The organism is Acidovorax sp. NN32 (assembly GCF_057597245.1).
Map to the genome: position 1 here is coordinate 62,907 of NZ_CP199679.1, position 17,152 is coordinate 80,058.

The 17,152-nt window shown below is 63.9% G+C and carries 14 protein-coding genes; 3 read left to right on the forward strand and 11 right to left on the reverse strand.

Going from position 1 to position 17,152, the window contains the following annotated elements:
- Positions 1 to 4: 4 nt before the first annotated feature.
- Entirely contained in the window at positions 5 to 1,936 is a 1,932-nt protein-coding gene (locus ACT89O_RS00300; RefSeq protein WP_487261496.1) for an acyltransferase family protein, read from the forward strand.
- 43 nt (positions 1,937 to 1,979) lie between these two features.
- On the opposite strand, the gene ACT89O_RS00305 is transcribed toward ACT89O_RS00300, so the two are convergent.
- The 9 genes from ACT89O_RS00305 to ACT89O_RS00345 form a co-directional block, all read right to left on the reverse strand.
- Positions 1,980 to 3,842, reverse strand: a complete 1,863-nt coding sequence (locus ACT89O_RS00305) for a beta-galactosidase (protein ID WP_228897052.1) — start codon at positions 3,840 to 3,842, stop codon at positions 1,980 to 1,982.
- A gap of 200 nt (positions 3,843 to 4,042) precedes the next feature.
- The gene (locus tag ACT89O_RS00310) at positions 4,043 to 4,795 is read right to left on the reverse strand and encodes a gamma-glutamylcyclotransferase (RefSeq protein WP_487261497.1); all 753 of its coding nucleotides are present in this window, start codon (positions 4,793 to 4,795) and stop codon (positions 4,043 to 4,045) included.
- A gap of 174 nt (positions 4,796 to 4,969) precedes the next feature.
- Complete coding sequence (locus ACT89O_RS00315; protein ID WP_487261498.1) at positions 4,970 to 5,767, reverse strand: enoyl-CoA hydratase/isomerase family protein; 798 nt, start codon at positions 5,765 to 5,767, stop codon at positions 4,970 to 4,972.
- Between the two features lie 86 nt (positions 5,768 to 5,853).
- A complete protein-coding gene (locus ACT89O_RS00320) occupies positions 5,854 to 7,653 on the reverse strand; it encodes an AMP-dependent synthetase/ligase (RefSeq protein ID WP_487261499.1) in 1,800 nt (599 codons plus the stop codon).
- 177 nt (positions 7,654 to 7,830) lie between these two features.
- Positions 7,831 to 8,649, reverse strand: a complete 819-nt coding sequence (locus ACT89O_RS00325; RefSeq protein ID WP_487261500.1) for an ABC transporter ATP-binding protein — start codon at positions 8,647 to 8,649, stop codon at positions 7,831 to 7,833.
- Positions 8,650 to 8,662: 13 nt separating this feature from the next.
- On the reverse strand, positions 8,663 to 9,841 hold the full coding sequence (locus ACT89O_RS00330) for an ABC transporter substrate-binding protein (protein ID WP_487261501.1): 1,179 nt from the start codon (positions 9,839 to 9,841) through the stop codon (positions 8,663 to 8,665).
- Positions 9,842 to 9,858: 17 nt separating this feature from the next.
- Entirely contained in the window at positions 9,859 to 10,896 is a 1,038-nt protein-coding gene (locus tag ACT89O_RS00335; RefSeq protein WP_487261502.1) for a branched-chain amino acid ABC transporter permease, read from the reverse strand.
- A gap of 176 nt (positions 10,897 to 11,072) precedes the next feature.
- Positions 11,073 to 11,963 (reverse strand): branched-chain amino acid ABC transporter permease, encoded by an 891-nt coding sequence (locus tag ACT89O_RS00340; protein WP_487261503.1) that lies wholly within the window; start codon positions 11,961 to 11,963, stop codon positions 11,073 to 11,075.
- The gene (locus ACT89O_RS00345) at positions 11,960 to 12,802 is read right to left on the reverse strand and encodes an ABC transporter ATP-binding protein (protein ID WP_487261504.1); all 843 of its coding nucleotides are present in this window, start codon (positions 12,800 to 12,802) and stop codon (positions 11,960 to 11,962) included. The genes ACT89O_RS00340 and ACT89O_RS00345 overlap by 4 nt, the downstream gene beginning before the upstream one ends.
- Before the next feature lie 155 nt (positions 12,803 to 12,957).
- Here ACT89O_RS00345 and ACT89O_RS00350 point away from each other — a divergent pair, with 155 nt between their 5' ends.
- Complete coding sequence (locus ACT89O_RS00350) at positions 12,958 to 13,812, forward strand: TetR/AcrR family transcriptional regulator (RefSeq protein WP_487261505.1); 855 nt, start codon at positions 12,958 to 12,960, stop codon at positions 13,810 to 13,812.
- 66 nt (positions 13,813 to 13,878) lie between these two features.
- Here the strand turns inward: ACT89O_RS00350 and cueR are convergent, their stop codons facing one another.
- Together cueR and ACT89O_RS00360 are read right to left on the reverse strand one after the other, a co-directional pair.
- A complete protein-coding gene (gene cueR, locus ACT89O_RS00355) occupies positions 13,879 to 14,397 on the reverse strand; it encodes a Cu(I)-responsive transcriptional regulator (protein ID WP_487261506.1) in 519 nt (172 codons plus the stop codon).
- Positions 14,398 to 14,433: 36 nt separating this feature from the next.
- Positions 14,434 to 14,637, reverse strand: a complete 204-nt coding sequence (locus ACT89O_RS00360; RefSeq protein WP_029414201.1) for a heavy-metal-associated domain-containing protein — start codon at positions 14,635 to 14,637, stop codon at positions 14,434 to 14,436.
- Between the two features lie 167 nt (positions 14,638 to 14,804).
- On the opposite strand from ACT89O_RS00360, the gene ACT89O_RS00365 reads away from it, so the two are divergent.
- Entirely contained in the window at positions 14,805 to 17,066 is a 2,262-nt protein-coding gene (locus tag ACT89O_RS00365) for a heavy metal translocating P-type ATPase (RefSeq protein WP_487261507.1), read from the forward strand.
- Positions 17,067 to 17,152: the final 86 nt, after the last annotated feature.

Sequence of the window (17,152 nt, forward strand, 5' to 3'; positions counted from 1 at the left end):
TTCAGTGAATACAGATAAAAAAATTGAATATCGTCCTGATATCGATGGATTGCGCGCCATTGCCGTATTGATGGTCCTTGCGGTTCACGCATCGCCTGCCAGCCTTCCCAATGGGTATGTTGGAGTGGACCTATTTTTTGTGATTTCGGGTTACCTCATTACATCCATTCTGTGCAGAGAGTTGGCTCAGGGGGATTTTTCCATTCGGGATTTTTACGTTCGCCGGATCAACCGTATCTTCCCCGCTCTGATCCTGGTGCTTCTGGGCTGCCTGCTTCTGGGCCCTGCGCTGATGTATCCAGGCGAATATGCCCAAATGGGCAAGTCGGCGCTGTTCAGTGCATTGTTTTCAGCCAATATTCATTTTTATCTGGAGTCTGGCTACTGGGATGTGGCCAGCAAGCTAAAACCGTTGCTGCATCTTTGGTCGCTTGGGGTGGAAGAGCAGTTTTACCTGTTGTGGCCATTGATTCTGCTATGGGCGCATCGTACGAAGCGTTCCATGGTGACGGTCTCCCTTGCCGTGGTTTTTGGCTCGATGGCGGTGAATCTGATCCTCACCAACAAAAGCCAGGCTGCGGGTTTCTACCTGCCGTTCGGGCGTCTTTGGGAGTTGGCCTGCGGCGGAGTGATGGCCTGTATTCAATGGCAAGCTGGAAGCAGGGTGTCCGCAAGTGCTTCTAGTGAAAAGCTGCGGCAGGATGTCTTGAATGTTGCAGGATGGTCCGGCATTGCTTTACTGGTCACTACCCAGGTTGTATTCATGGATGCCAACGCGTTTCCAGGCTTCTACACCCTGGCAGTGGTAATGGCCACCGCAATGCTGGTGCAAGCTGGGCCTGGCGCCTGGTTCAATCGCAAGGTGCTTTCGCACCCCGCATTGGTCTATGTGGGCAAACTGAGCTACCCGCTGTACCTGTGGCATTGGCCGCTGTTGGTTTTTGTACGCCTGCTGGGGGATGGGCGTTGGTCGTCATCCCATCGAAATCTGGCGGTTCTGGCTTCGATCCTTCTGGCTGTGCTTACTTACCACGGCATTGAAAGACCGTTGGCCAGACATGTGAAAAACAAGAGGCTTCTTGCGGTCCTGCTCTTGGCACTGATGGTGGTGGCAGGGGGGATCGCTTGGCTTGGGCTTGCAGGCAAGGTTCCGTTGACAGGCGTGCCCTACCCCAATGCGGCACTGACTGCCTACGACAAGCCAGAGATAAAAAGCCAGGGGAAGATAGCCTTGGTGGGTGACAGCAATGCAGGGCACTTGTTCTACGGCCTTTCGCTGCTGTATGGGAATCGGCTGGAGGTCGCGTCCACGCCGGGTTGGCCTTATCTTGATGGTGTCAGATACCGGCCAGGCTATATGCCGCATCCAGAACATGTAGGTACCCCGGAGATGACGGAAAAGGTATTGCGCCGCCTGGAGTCAGATTCAGACGTCCGCTTGGTTGTCCTGTCCAATGTGTACTTGATTTACTTCACGGGCAATAGCCTGCGCAGTATCCTGGGTGCTGGGCCTGACGAGACATCGACCCAGGCGTATGAGCGCGGCCTGCGGCGCACCCTGGAGCGGCTGGTGGCCAAACAGAAGAAAGTGGTGTTGGTGAAGTCCATTCCTATTCATTCGGTGTTGCTGAATGTGACAGGCTGCGCTGGTGATGTCCGGCCCGCCTTGCGCCGCGAGCCCGCTGAATGTTTGCGGGCCAGGGATGCTGTCGATGCGGAAAGACGGGAATACGACGCCATGGTGGAACGGGTGATTGGCGGGCTGCAAGGCGTGCATGTGTTGAACACGCTGGATGAGCTTTGCGATGCTCAGTACTGCTATATCAACCACAAGGGGGTACAGATGTACATCGACCCAGGCCATTTCACTACGGCTGGGAGCCAGCTCATGGCGGCCGCTCTTGCTCGGAAGATTGAAGACGCGCTGGCGCCATGAAGCCTGTGGTCCCAGGGCCTCCGGGCCCTGGTCTGGCGGGTTTTCAGTTTTGCAATGCAGGCCGTTTGGTGGCCACTTTTGCAATCTCGCGCACAAACAGTTTCTTCCACGCATCCTGGGTTGAATCGGCGACCAGTTGCGGCATGAACCCGAATGCCAAAGTGCGTTCGCCTTTCACCAAGATGCCTTGTTCCCGTTGAAGCAGTTCTGTGGCCAGCACCTGGTACCCGGTGCGGGGCGTGATCGACGCGTAGCCCGCGTACAAGTGTTTTGAAGGCTTGAGCCGGTAGACCTTGCCGTCGATCAGGAAGATGCCGCCATTCTTCTTCCACTCGACATTGGCTATGCCGAATACCTCGTGCATCCAGTCAAAGGTGGGTTTGCCGTTTTCGTCGAATTCACCCAGACGCATGTCCTGAATGAGCGCGCCGCCGTTTTTCCAGTAGGCGGTCAACTTGGTCTTGATGCCTTGCGGCATGGCCACCTGGTGGGGCACTAGGATGGCATCCAGCTGCCCGATGATGGGGTCGTCCGCGAGAAGGTTCTTTTCGCCGATGACGTGGACCTGCATGCCGGGCTCGCTGCTCAGAATCTTGTAAGACGCGAACAGCGCATCGCGGTGGGTGTTTCTGCCCGCGCTTTTCTCACCGTGCCACACGTGGAAGTTGGTGGTGGAGCCCAGGATGCCAATTCTGACCCTGCGTTCCGTGCCCGCTGTGACGGCGGGGCCCGGCTTGGCAATGCGGGCGTGAAGCTTGTTCAGCTGCAGGCCAGCCAGCGGCCCCCCACCTGCCTGGTGGTGGAAGCCTCCGATCTCGTAGCCCATCACATGGGGCTGGGCCAGCGACTGGGCCACCGCCTGCTGGATGACGGGGATCAGCTCTGGCGTCTTCTTGGCTGCTTCCCACCGCTCACCATATGCGCCCACCATGACTTTCTTGTAGCCCAGTGAACCCATGTAGTTGGCCAGCGTGGGCAACACATCGGGGTCTGCCACCAGCCCATAGCCATCGTAGAAATTGAAGTCGATGACTGCGATGTCAATGCACGGGGCCAGCTTTTCGACGACACCCGTGGCGTAGATGGCGTCGTGGGAGGTAAAGGTTTCTGCAAAGTAGCCAATCGCCTCTGCCCCCTTGCTCCGGATCACATTGGCGTAGGCACAGGTGGCTTCCTGGAGCCGGGTTTCCCGGAATTCCTTGTGGGCGTGCAGCAGGGGCTCTGCTTTAGGAACACCTGCTGCGATGTGGTTGTTGTAGTTGATGATGGGCTGTTTGGCGTTGTACTTTTTGGCAAACGCATCCTGGGTGGACTCCTTGTAGTCCCGCCACTGGTAGCCCATCTGCCCGTACTTGATTTCGTGCTCTTCCTGCAGGCCGATGGCGTAGCCCAGGACCTTGCCGGGGTAGCGCTTGGAGAAGTGATCGACCGTCTGCGCAATGAATGGGTCTGCATACTTCCTGATCGACGCATCGGTGAAGTCGGGCTGCCAGCTGGGGTCGCCCGAGAAATTGCGCATGGCCATGTCTGGATGTGCCGTGGTGATCCATTGCGGCACGGTGGACATGTTGGGCACGAGCTGGCCCGTCTCGTCCTTGTAGGGGCGTCCACCCATGTCAATGACCAGCAGCAGCGACAGGCCGCCGTTGACGATGGCATCCAGATGGCGGTGGTACTGGGCAAATTCGTACTGGCCCTTGCGACTTTCGATATCGGACCAGTTGAGATAGACGGTGGCGTGGCTGAAGCCCTGGGCCTTGAGTTCGCGGGGCAGGTTCTGGTTCTGATTCAGATCCCAGGGCATGACGATGATGCTGGAGACGGGAGCGGGTGGAGGTGGGGCTGCTTGGCTGGCCAGCGCAACCAGCGAAACAAGAACGGCGGCAATGCGGAGAATTTTTTTCATGAAAGCGCTGGAAGAAAGATTCCGTAGGAGGCGTTGGGCGGCCTGGATTCACAAAATGTGCCCCTCGCTGGGCGGTCAAAGCGCTGGCAACAAGAGGGATTTCCATTCCATTGTTCCATGAACAACAGGGGTACCTTGATCATGTGCTGCGCTACACCGGCGCGGGGTGGTAGTGCGCCACCACCTGCTCGGAAGCTCGTTCAGCAGGCCATCTGCACCATCTGCACCATCTGCACCATCTCCGCCAGCGCATGCACATAGGGGTCTACGATGCCCAGCACGCCGAATTGTGCGACCAGCTGATCAAGGTATTCGCGGTTGCTGCCGATGCGGCCACAGGCGCTGGCTATGGTGGCGGCGGTGGCCTGCATGGACAGGTCGCCCCGGTAGTGTGGATGGGCTGTATTGGCCGTCAGCACCAGCGCCTGATTGACAACACCCTGGGGCGTCTGCAATGGCAGCAGGGCGGGGCTGTAGGCGCCGGTGATCATCTCGCGGCGCCAGAGCAGGCGTGACTCCTCTTCAACCGCACAGGCCGGAATGCGGAACACCAGCCCGTCGCAAGACTGCGCTGCGTCGCGCTGCAGCGTGAGCACGAGGCCGGGGCAATCCGGTGTGCCCCGGCCGATGGTGGTGCTCAGCGCAAAGCGCCGGGCGAATCCCGGCAGGTGCGCCCTGCGGACTTCGGCAAACTCCAGGCCGGGGTTCCACATCAGCGATCCATACGCAAACACCCACAGGTCGTCCCGGCGTTCGGACACGCCCGCCAGCACCTGGCGGCGCGAGCGTTCGATGTCGCCGTCGGGCAGGCGCCAATCGATGGGCAGGCCCTGGCTGCGCGCCTGCGCGTCCCATTCCGCCAGGACCTCGTCGGTCAACCGCAGTCCGCAGGCGTGGGCGGGGATGAGCCGTCCTTGAAGTTCGGGAAGGTGCACAAAGGCAGGGGGCGTCATGTGCTGGGGCTTCAGGAGATCGTGGGGCAAGCTCTACAGTAGTGGTCCGAGAACGGTTGGATCAATGGGCCGACTGACAACTCAGTGTTCCAGCGATGGTGTTGATGGCGGCGCGCGGTGACGTGTTACGGCAGAGGCCATGAAAGAAGGGGGCGCCGCCGTGGCGATGGCGCGTCAGCGGCCCACAAATTGCGCGCTTTGGCGTTGGTGAAAGGCCTCCACGCCCGCGCGGAAGTCTTCGGTGCCTGCGCAGTGCACAAAGGCGTCTTTTTCGGCCGCCAGTTGTTCGGGCAGAGTGCGGTCCATCGATGCGCGCATGAGGCGCTTCATCGCGCCGTAGGCCACGGTAGGTCCGGCGGCCAGGCGCTGGGCCAGGGTGGTGGTGGCACAGTCCAGTTCAGCGGCAGGCACGATGCGGTTGATGAGGCCCAGGCGCAGCGCGTCGTCGGCGGTGAAGGCTTCGCCCAGCAGCGCGATCTCCAGCGCCTTGCGCAGGCCCACGGTGCGTGGGAGCGCCCACGAGGCGCCCACGTCGCAGCTGGTGCCCAGGTTAATGTAGGCCAGGTTCAGGCGTGTGCCTTCGGCGGCGATCACGTAGTCGGCCATGAGCAGCAGGCTCAGGCCCGCGCCAGCAGCCACACCGTGCACTTGCGCAATGACGGGCGCGTTCATCTGCGCCAGCAGGAGCAGTGCTGCGTTGAGCGGCGTGAGAATGTCGATGGCACCCTGCACCGGGTCGGCGTGCAGCGTGGCCAGGTCGCCACCGGCCATGAAACCCCGGCCGTTGCCACACAACACCACGGCGCGCACGCCAGGGTCGGCGGCAATGGTCTGCACGGCGGCGAGGACGGCGTTGGCCATGGGCACGTCGATGGCGTTGAGCGCATCGGGCCGGTTGAAACGCAGCGTGGCGATGGCGCCGTTGCGTTCCAGCAGCAGGGGGGCGGTCGGGTCGGCGGCGGCGGTTTTCATGTCAAATTGGCCTCTAGCGCTTGATGGATAAGCGCTGAAAGCTCCTGTTTTGATAGTAATTTAGGCAGCAAGTGGTGAGCCCCGGGCTAGTGGTACAGCGCCTCGATCTCGGCCGCATAGGTCTTGTAGATGCTCGCGCGGCGCACCTTCATGGTTGCGGTCACCTCGCCGTCGTCGTGGTCCAGCTCCTTGGTGAGCAGGTGGAACTTGCGGATCTGCGAGACCTGCGCGAGGCGCTGGTTGCCCTGGTTGATTTCCGCATCGATGAGGACACGCACCTCGGGGTGCTCCACCAGCGAGCGAAAGTGCGTGAACGGAATGCGCCGCGCCTCGGCCCACTTGCCCACGGTCTCGTAGTCGATCATCACCAGCGCGCCGACGAACTTGCGCGCCTCGGCAACGATGATGCATTCCTTGATGAAGGGGCTGCCCTTCATCGTGTTCTCGATTTCGGACGGCGTGAGGTTCTTGCCACCGGCCGTGATCATGATGTCCTTGAGGCGGTCCACGATCTGGATCTGGCCTTGCGATTCGCGCACCACGTCGCCGGTGTGCAGCCAGCCGTCGATGATGCTGCTGGCCGTGGCCTCGGGGTTCTTGTAGTAGCCCGCGAACACCATGTCGCCTTTGATCTGTAGCTCTCCGTTGTCGGCAATGCGGTGCTCCAAGCCCAGCGTGGGCACGCCCACGGTGCCCACCACCACATGGTCCAACCGGTGGCCCGTGACCATGCCGGTGGATTCGGTCAGGCCATACACCTCGATGAGCGGCACGCCGAGCACGCGGAAGAAACGCACCACATCGGGCGGAATGGGCGCGGCGCCCGTGAGCGCCACATGGGCATTGCGCAGGCCGATGAAGTTCTGCAGCGCGCGGAACACCAGCCAGTAGCTGGCGGCAAAGGTCAGCTTGTCGGCAGCGCTCCAGGCACTGCGCGGCTTTTCGGCCAGCGGCTTGCAGGCGTTGTAGGCCTTGTGGAACAGCGCGCGGCGCAGGCCACCCGTTTCCTGCAGCTTGATGTGGATGGCCGCGTGCAGCTTTTCCCAGATGCGCGGCACGCCCAGGAACATGGTGGGAGCGACCTCGCGCAGGTCTTCCTGCACGGTGCGGATGGACTCGCCAAAGTTCACTTGCGAGCCGATGTACACGGGCACAAAGCTGGTGAGCATCTGCTCGGCCACATGGCACAGCGGCAGGTACGACAGGTGGGTGGTCTCGCGCGACAGCTCCAGGCGGTCCACGATGCCAGGCACCACGCCCCGGATGTTGTGGTACGAAATCATCGCGCCCTTGGGCTTGCCGGTGGAGCCCGAGGTGTAGATCATCAGGCCCACATCGTCGAGTCGCTGGCGTGCGAGGGCGTCGTCGATGATGGCTTGTTGGCCCGATGCCGCGCCGAGCTGTTCCACCTCGTCAAACGTGGTGATGAACTTCCGCACCTCGGCCGCAAAGCTGCGCAGGCCCTTGGTCTCCATGACCACGATCTTTTTCAGGCGCGGCAGCTCGGGCAGTGCAGCCAGCAGCTTGTCGGTCTGCTCCTGGTCTTCGCAGACCATGATCTCGATGTCGGCATGGCCCACCACATAGGCCACCTCGTTGGTGGGGCTGGTGGGGTACACACCCACGGTCACGGCGCCCACCAGGCCTGCGCCCATCTGTGCCAGCACCCATTCGATGCGGTTCTCGGAGATCACGCCCACATGCCCGCCCGCAGGCAGGCCCAGAGCGCGCAGCCCCAGGCCGAAGTGGTTGGCACGCTGGTGGTACTGCGCCCAGGTGAAGGGCTTCCAGATACCGAAGTCCTTTTGCCGGATGGCGATGCGCTGCGCGTCGGTGCGTGCGCGCTCGCGCAGCATCTGGGGCAGGGTGAGGTCGGGAAGATTCATGTCAGTCATCCATGGCGCAACGCGCCGCCCAAAACCTGTGAAATGGGCCGGTGTGGCTCCCTCTCCCCCCGTGGGAGAGGGCCGGGGAGAGGGGGTGGTCGATGTGGTCGCAGCGCCGGTTGCTGCCCCCTCTCCCCAACCCCTCTCCCACCAGGGGCGAGGGGCTCACGGGGCGGCTCAAGACAGCCACCTTTTGCGGCGCTTGTAGTGCTTGATGTCCTTGAAGCTTTTCGCCTCGCCACCACCACCCATGCCGAGGTAGAACTCGCGCACATCCGGGTCGTTGGCCAGGCGTTCTGCCGTGCCGTCGATCACGATCTTGCCGTTCTCCATGATGTAGCCCCGGTGCGCCACGGCCAGGGCCACGGTGGCGTTCTGCTCCACCAGCAGCATGCTGGTGCCCCGCTCGGCGTTGATGCGCGCGATGATGGTGAAGATGTCTTCGACGAGCTTGGGGCTGAGGCCCAGTGAGGGCTCGTCGAGCAGGATGAGCTGGGGCTGCGCAATCAGCGCGCGGCCAATGGCCAGCATCTGCTGCTCGCCACCCGACAGGTACCCGGCCAGGCCCTTGCGCCGCTCGTGCAGGCGCGGGAAGTAGCTGTAGACCAGGTCGAAATCCGGCGTTGCACCGCTGCGGCCCGTGAGCGCATAGGTGGCCGCCACCAGGTTCTCTTCGACCGTGAGGCCTTCAAACACACGGCGGCCTTCCATCACATGGCTCAGGCCGTTGCGCACCAGCTGCTGTGGCGCCAGGGCGGCCGTGGGCTGGCCGTTGAAGTGGATGCTGCCGCTTTCGACCACACCATCCTCCAGCGCCAGCAGGCCCGAGATGGCCTTGAGCGTGGTGCTTTTGCCCGCCCCATTGCTGCCCAGCAGCGCCACGATCTGCCCCCGCGGCACGGCCAGCGACAGGCCGCGCAGGGCCTGCACCACCTTGTTGTAGATGACCTCGATGTTGTTGACTTCGAGGACGTTGGCCGGGGTTGGCTGGGTCATGGCAAAGGCGAGGTCAGAGCTTGATCCAGTCAGATGCGGCCACCATTTTTTGCGCCTTCATGTCGGCGCGGTACACGCGCCCCACGGGGATCGAATTGCCGCTGATGGTGATCGGCACGCCGATCAGCCCGCCCGTGTCGAAGTCCTTGATGGAATTGAGCGAAGCCTTCAGGTTGGGGCCGGTGAGGGGCTTGCCTGCGTCCAGCGTGCGCTTTGCTGCCTCGGTGAACAGCATCGCGGCCAGAAAACCCTGGATGTAGGCCGTGCTCTGGTACTCGGGCCGCAGCGCGCGGATCTTCTCCAGCATCGGCGCCTTCTCGGTGTCGTAGTAGTAGCGGTAGGGCATCACACCCATGAAGCCGTCGGCGGCGTCGCCCATCTTCATGACGGTGGAGCTGTCCATGGTCCAGAAGGTGCCCATCCACTTGCTGGTCATGCCCTGCTGTTTGCCCTGGGTGATGAACTCGGGGATGGGCGCGAGGATGTAGCCGTGAAAGATGGTGTAGTCGGGCGCCGCGCGACGCAGCTTGATGACCTCGGTGGACACATCCACGCTGCCGGCGGGCGTCATGATCTTGATGGGCACCGACAGGCCCAGCTGCTTGGCCATGGCTTCGCTGGACTCGATGGGGTCGCGGCCGAATTCCGAATCGGAGTACACGAAGGCCACCTTGGCGCCAGGCTTTTCCTTGGCGATGTGCTTGAGCAGGATGCCGAACATCTCGGTGTAGTCGGGGCCCACAAGGAACTGGTTGGGGTACTTCTTGGGGTCGTTGAGTTCGGTGGCAAACGACGCGCCCGCCATCAGGATGTTGCCGTTGCGGTCCAGCTCGGGGTTGATGGTTTTGGAGAAGCCTGTGGAGTCGCCGTAGTACAGGTTGACCTTGTTCTGGCTGGTGATCTTCTTGAACGCAGCCACCGACACATCGACCTTGTAGCCCGTGTCTTCGGGCACGTACTTGACCTTGCGGCCCTTGATGCCGCCCGCGTCGTTGAGCATCTTCACGTAGTCGCCCATGCCCGCGTTGATGCCCACGCCCGCAAACGCGAACACGCCGGTGAGCGGGATGGAGCCGCCAATCACGATCTCTTCGGCGCCTTGGGCCAGCACCGACAGCGGGCTGGTGAGGGCGGCGGCGCCGGCAGCTGCCAGCAGGGTGCGGCGGCGTGGGGAGGTGGGGGTGGGCTGCATGCGTGTCTCCTTGGGGGTTAGTTTCTGAAAGGCCAGAGATGGAAGAAACGACGGACGCGCCGCCACACTTCGGCCAGGCCATGGGGCTCGAAGACGAGAAAACCGATGATGAGCAGGCCAAAGATGACCGTGCGCACGGGCGAGAGGAACACGGTGAGTTCCGCACCCCCGGGCAGCAGGCCCACCACGAGCTTGAGCAATTCAGGAACCATGGTCATGAACACCGCGCCCAGGATGCCGCCCAGGAAGGAACCCATGCCGCCGACGATGATGGCCGCGAGGAAGAAGATGGACATGAGCAGCGGAAAGCTCTCGGGCGTGACCACGCGAAAGAAGTACGCCCACAGCCCGCCCGCTACCCCCGCATAGAACGACGACAGCCCAAACGACAGCAGCTTGTAGCGCAGCAGCGGTATGCCCAGCACCTCGGCTGAGATATCGCGGTCGCGAATCGCAATGAACGCGCGGCCCACGCGCGTGCGAAACAGGTTGGCCGCGCCCAGCAGCATGAGGATTGTGACCGGCACGATGAGCCAGTACAGCCGGAACGAGGTGTCGAGCGCCATGCCAAACAGCTTGGCGGGCGGCACGCTCAGGCCACCTGTGCCGCCAGTGAACTTCCAGTTGGCAAAGATGAAGTGCGCAATGAACGATGCGGCAATGGTGGCAATCGCCAGGTACAGCCCTTTGACGCGCAGCGATGGGATGCCCACCACGATGCCACCCAGCATCGCCACAAAGCCGCCCGCCAGCAGGTTCAGGATGAACGGCGTGCCCACCTTGGTTTCCAGCACGGCCACGGTGTAGGCGCCCAGGCCCATGAACGCCGCTTGCCCCAGGCTCACGAGGCCTGTGTAGCCCGTGAGGATGTTCAAGCCCGTGGCGCTGGCCACATTGATGCTGACCAGGCAGGCTAGGTACAGCCAGTAGTCGCTGGCCATGAAGGGGAACAGCACCAGCAGCGCAGCGCCCACGGCCAGCCACACTTTTTGCGTGCGCGAGTCGAACAGCGCCGCGTCGGCGATGTAGGTTTCCTTGAGGGTTCCGATGCGCATGGATCAAGCCTCCAAGGCGCTGATGTGTTTTGGCATCGTCGGCCTGACATTTGCCAAGCCTTTGTGCGAAAGGCCGCGGAGCAGGCCATGCGAGTGACCGCCGTGGAACCGGCTTTGCCGGGCCACCGGCGGTGTCCCCCTTGAGGGGGAAGACGCGAAGCGGCGCAGGGGGTGTTTCATAGTCTTTCGATTTCGTGGGTGCCGAACAGGCCATAGGGCCGCACCAGCAACACGGCGACCAGCACGATGAAGGTGGCCAGCAGCTTGTATTCGCCGCCCAGGTAGGCGCCGGCCAGCGCTTCGATCAAACCGATGAGCACGCCACCAATGAGCGCACCCAGCACGCTGTCGAGCCCGCCCACGATGACGACCACCAGCACCGACAGCCCAAACACGCCCATGCTCGACGAGATGCCGCCAATCGAGCCGACGATGATCCCGGAGATGGCCGCCAGCATTGCCGAGGCCACCCACGCCAGCGAGAACACGCGCGGCACGTTGATGCCCACCGAATACGCGGCGGCCTGGTCGCTGGCGGTGGCGCGCAGGGCCACACCGCCGCGCCAGAAGCGGAACACCAGCAGCACGGCTGCAATGAACACCACGGCAATCACTGCGCCCCAAAACACCTTGGGCGCGAGGAACGCATCGCCCACCATGATGGGCTGGCTGGGCATGAAGTCGGGCAGGCGGCGCTGGTCGGCCGTCCAGATCATTTCCACCAACCCGACCAGCACCGAGGCCAGGCCCACGGTGACCATGAAGACCGAAATCGGTGGCTCGCCCAGCAGCGGGCGGATCATGGTGCGCTCGATCACGGCACCCAGCAGGCCCGTGCCCAGCACGGCGGCGGGGATGGCTAGCCACAGCGGCAGCGCAAACATCGATGCAAAGGTGAAGAACAGGTAGGCACCCACCATGAGCAGCTCGCCAATGGCGATGTTGACCACGCGGGTGGCCTTGTAGACCATGACGAAAGCCAGTGCGGCCAGCGCGTAGAGACCGCCGCCCGCGATGCCGGTGAGGCTGATTTCAAACAGGTAGGCCCAGTCAAAGTTGCCGGTCATGCGGTGGTCACCCCCTGCAGCTTGGCACGCAGGTCGCCCACGTCGCCCGCGCCAAGGTAGGCGCGGATGACCTCGGGGTCCGCCTGCACCTGCGCGGGCGTGCCCTGTGCGATGACCTGGCCAAAGTTCAGCACCACCACATGGTCCGACAGATCCATCACCATGCCCATGTCGTGCTCCACCATCAGCACCGTCACGCCCCACTCTTCGCGCACGTCGAGGATGAAGCGCGCCATGTCTTCGGTCTCTTCGCGGTTCATGCCGGCCACGGGCTCGTCCAGCATCAGGATCTGCGGCTGCATGGCGAGGGCCCGTGCCATTTCCACGCGCTTTTGCAGGCCGTAGGGAAGGGCCGACACGGGCGCGTGGCGGATGTGGTCGATTTCGAGGAAGTCGATGATGCGCTCCTCGATGTCGCGGCGCAGCTCGGCCTCTTCGCGGCGCGCGCGGCCCAGGTAGAACAGCGCTTGGAGCACGTTGGTTTTGAGATGCGCGTGGCGGCCCAGCTTGATGTTGTCGAGCACCGTCATGCCGCGAAACAGCGCAATGTTCTGAAAGCTGCGGCCCAGGCCCAGCTTGGCGCGCTGCGGTGCGGGCACGCGGGTGATGTCCTGCCCCTGAAAGCGGATGGACCCCTGGCTGGGCCGGTAGAAGCCCGAGATGGTGTTGAACAGCGAGGTCTTGCCTGCGCCGTTGGGGCCGATGACGGCGGTGATGGAGCCGGGCCGCACATCAAACCCCACACCGGTCAGCGCCTTCACGCCGCCAAACGCCAGGGTCACGCCCTGCACCTGGAGCAGGGGCGTGGCAGCAAAGGGGCCGGAAGGGGTTGTCTCCATTGGCTTTCTAATATGGGTTGTTCGCAGCTTCTGACAGAAATTTCTCTGGAACCCTGCAGAAATTTCCTACTTGTGCGTAAACTGTTTACTCGTGAGTAGATTCTGGAAGCCGCCACCCCATTCAGCATCCGTACTTTCCCGAGGAATCGCCCCCCATGCCCCAGGCCAAAGCGGCATCGACCCGACGCAGCAGCAAAAGCAGCACGAGCGGCAGCAGCACCCAGCGCGCGGCCCCCAAGCCCTCATCCTCAGCCCCGTTGCCCCCTGCCCAGGCTGCTGCACCCGACGAAGCGTCGCACGCCGCAGCTTCGCCCTGGGCTCCGGTATCGCACCGCGAGCGACAGCGTGAGGCCAAGCGCAACGCCGTGCTGCAGGCGGCGGCGCAGCTGTTCAACGAGCGCGGCTTTCACGCCACCTCGCTCGACGACATCGCTGCGCGCCTGAACGTGACCAAGCCCACGCTGTACTACTACGTGAAGAACAAGGACGAGATCCTGCTGCAGTGCGTGCGCCAGGGTCTGGACATGATGCTGGAGGGCATAGAGGCATCGCGTGCCGCCGGTGGCAAGGCCATCGACCAGCTCATGACCTGCATGCAGGTGTACGCGCGCATCGTCACCATGGACTTCGGCATGTGCCTGATCCGCGTGGGCGACGAGCAGGTGCCCCCCGAAAGCCGCAAGGAGCTGCGCCGCCTCAAGTCCGCCATCGACCAGGAGTTCCGCCGCCTGGTGGCCGAGGGCGTGGCCGAGGGCTCGATCCAGCCCTGCGACCCCAAGATCACGGCCTTTGTGATTGCAGGTGCGCTCAGCTGGATCGGCCGCTGGTACCAGCCCGGCGGCGAGTACACGGCCGAGCAGGTGGCACAGCAGTGCATTGCGACGCTGTGTGACGGGGTGTTGCGGCGGCCAGCTGACAGCACTGCGCTGAACACCGCCGCCGTGCCCACCCCCAAACGCAGGGCGGCGAGCAGCAAAGCCAAGACCGCTGTTCGGCCCAGCGCGGGCTGATGCGTCTCGGTGGGTCGGAATTCAAGCCAAATCGGCCTTTCGCGCTTGATGGATAAGCGCTAACTGCTACTGATTGGGTAGCGTTTTGCGCGGTGCCCTGGGGGCTTGGTGTTCCGCCTGCCCTGCCGCCAGGTCATCCAATATCGGGCAGTCTGGCCGGTCGTTGCCCTTGCAGCACGACACCAGCGTTTGCAGGCTGCGCTGCATGGCCTGCATCTGGGCGATGCGTTCGCTCAGGTCGTCGATGTGCTGCTGGGCGATGCGCTTGACCTGGCTGCTGGCGCGGCTGCGGTCGTGCCACAGGCCCAGCAGTTCGGCGATTTCTTCCATCGAGAAGCCCAGGTCGCGGCTGCGGCGGATGAAGTGCAGGGCGTGCACGTCGGCCTCGGTGTACTGGCGGTAGCCGCTGTCGGTGCGCGCCACGCCGTTGATGAGGCCCAGCGATTCGTAGTGCCGCACCATGCGTGCCGAGATGCCAGCGCGCCGGGCGGCGACGCCAATGGGCACGGGCCAGGTGGTGGCGCGGGGCGTTGCGGCCCGGGTGCGCGGGGCCCGTGCTGTATCCGGGGAGTGGGGCGTGGTCATGGTGTGGCCCTTGCTGGGTGTGTGGTGGCGCGGCGCTCAGGCCGCGACGGTGTAGCCTTCTTCGGCAATGGCGGCGGCCAGGGCCTCGCGGGGGGCGGTACTGTCCACGTCCACCTTGCCGCTGGCGCGGTCGATGCGCACCTGGGCGTCGGGATCTATCTGCTGCACGGCCTGGGTGACGGCGCGTTCGCAGTGGCCACAGGTCATGCCTTGAACTTGGAAAGTAGTGGTGGTTGTCATGGGGTGTCCTCGGGTTGGTTTTAAAAAGGGCCGTTGAAGCGACCCAAGTGAATGTTGAAGCTTGACATCGTGGCAGAGTCAAACACCGCTCAAGACACTCATGATGTGAGGGTTGATCAAGATCAATGCTTGACCTTGCCATCACGTCAAGGATCAGCATCCCCGCCATGAACACCATCACCACCCCCCCCAACACCGCGCCCGGGTCTGTGCACTCGCTGGACCTGGGCATTTCTGGCATGACCTGCGCAAGCTGCGTGGGCCGTGTGGAGCGTGCACTGCGCAAGGTGCCGGGCGTGCAGGAGGCCTCGGTCAACCTGGCGACCGAGTCTGCGCGCATTGCCTTTGTCACGCAGGTGGGCGCCGACGCCGCTGCCATGGAGGCCGTGCTGCGCCGCGCGGTGCGCAATGCGGGCTACGAGCCGCGTGCGGCGGGGCAGGAGGATGCTCCGGAGGACTTGTCACCCTGGGCGGGCTTCATGCCCGTGGGCATTGGCCTGCTGCTGTCGGCGCCGCTGGTGCTGCCCATGATCGGTGACCTGTTCGGCCAGCACTGGATGCTGCCCGCCTGGGTGCAGTTTGTGCTGGCCACGCCGGTGCAGTTCATCCTGGGGGCACGGTTTTACAAGGCGGGCTGGCATGCGGCCAAGGCGCTGAGCGGCAACATGGACTTGCTGGTGGCGTTGGGCACGAGCGCGGGCTGGGGCCTGTCGATGTGGCTGTGGCTGACGGCGCCCACGGGCCACCCGGGGCATGTGCCGCACCTGTACTTCGAGGCCTCGGCCGTGGTGGTCACGCTGGTGCTGCTGGGCAAGTGGCTGGAGGCGCGCGCCAAGCGCCAGACCACGGCCGCCATCCGCGCGCTGCATGCGCTGCGGCCGGATGTGGTGCATTTGCTGACCAAGCAGGGCGAGGTGGATGTGCCGGTGTCCGAGGTGCTGGTGGGTGACCAGCTGGTGGTGCGGCCGGGAGAGCGCATCCCCGTGGATGGCACGGTGCACGAGGGCCACACGCAGGTGGACGAATCCATGCTGACGGGCGAGCCCTTGCCGGTGGCGCGCGATGTGGGCGCGGCGCTCACGGGCGGTTCGATCAATGGTGATGGCCGCATCGTGATGGCGGTGACGGCCGTGGGCGCCGAGACGGTGCTGGCCCAGATCATCCGGCTGGTGGAAGACGCGCAGGCGGCCAAGGCGCCGATTCAGCGGCTGGTGGACCAGGTGTCGGCCGTGTTTGTGCCCGTGGTGCTGGTGGTGGCGGTGGTCACCCTGCTGGGCTGGCTGTGGATGGGCGTGGGCATGGAGGCCGCGCTGATCCACGCCGTGGCCGTGATGGTGATTGCCTGCCCCTGTGCGCTGGGGCTGGCCACGCCTGCGGCCATCATGGCGGGCACGGGCGTGGCGGCCAAACACGGCATCCTGATCAAGGACGTGCAGGCGCTGGAGCTGGCGCACAAGGTGGATGTGGTGGCCTTTGACAAGACCGGCACGCTGACCGTGGGCCAGCCTCGGCTGACAGCGTTTGAGGTGGTGCCAGGCTTCGACGATGCGGCCGTGATGGCGGCGGTGGCTGCGGTGCAAAGCGGCAGCGAACACCCGCTGGCGCGTGCCGTGGTGGCGGCTGCGGGCGAGCGGCAGATCAGCGTGGCCACCGCGCAGGACGTGCGCGCCGTGCCTGGGCGCGGCACCGAGGGCGAGGTGGACGGCCAGAGCTACCTGGTGGGCAGCCTCCGCTGGATGCAGGAGCTGGGGGTGGACCTGGGTGCGCTCGCGGTGCGGGCACAGCAGCTGCAGAACGAGGGGGCCACCGTATCGGCTGTGGCCCAGCGCGTGACGGAAGGGTTAGCGCTTCGGGCCCTGATGGCTTTTGGTGATGAACCCAAGCCCGGTGCGCGCGAGGCGCTGGCGGCACTGAAGGCGCGTGGCATCCGCACCGTGATGATTTCGGGTGACAACCGCGGCGCGGCCGAGGCCATGGCCCGGCGCCTGGGGCTGGACCCCGACGCGGGCGAGGTGATGGCCGAGGTGCTGCCGGGTGACAAGGCCGCGAAGGTGGTGGCATTGCAACAAGGGCCTGATGGCAAGCGCCATCAAGTGGCGATGGTGGGCGACGGCGTTAACGATGCCCCAGCCCTCGCGGCTGCGGATGTGGGCATGGCCATGGGCAATGGAACCGACGTGGCCATGCACGCGGCGGGCATCACGCTGATGCGGGGCGACCCGATGCTGGTGGCAGCGGCGCTCGATATCTCGCACCGCACGGTGATGAAGATCCGGCAGAACCTGTTCTGGGCGTTTGCATACAACGTGGCGGGCATCCCGCTGGCGGCCCTGGGCTTTCTGAGCCCGGTGGTGGCGGGGGCTGCGATGGCGCTGAGTTCGGTGAGCGTGATGGCGAATGCCCTCTTACTCAAGCGGTGGCGCATGTGATAAATACGTACAACACGGTCATCGATGTCTGGCAAACTGCAACGATTTGTTGCGAATCCGTGGCCTCGGGGGAGGTGCGACGGGCG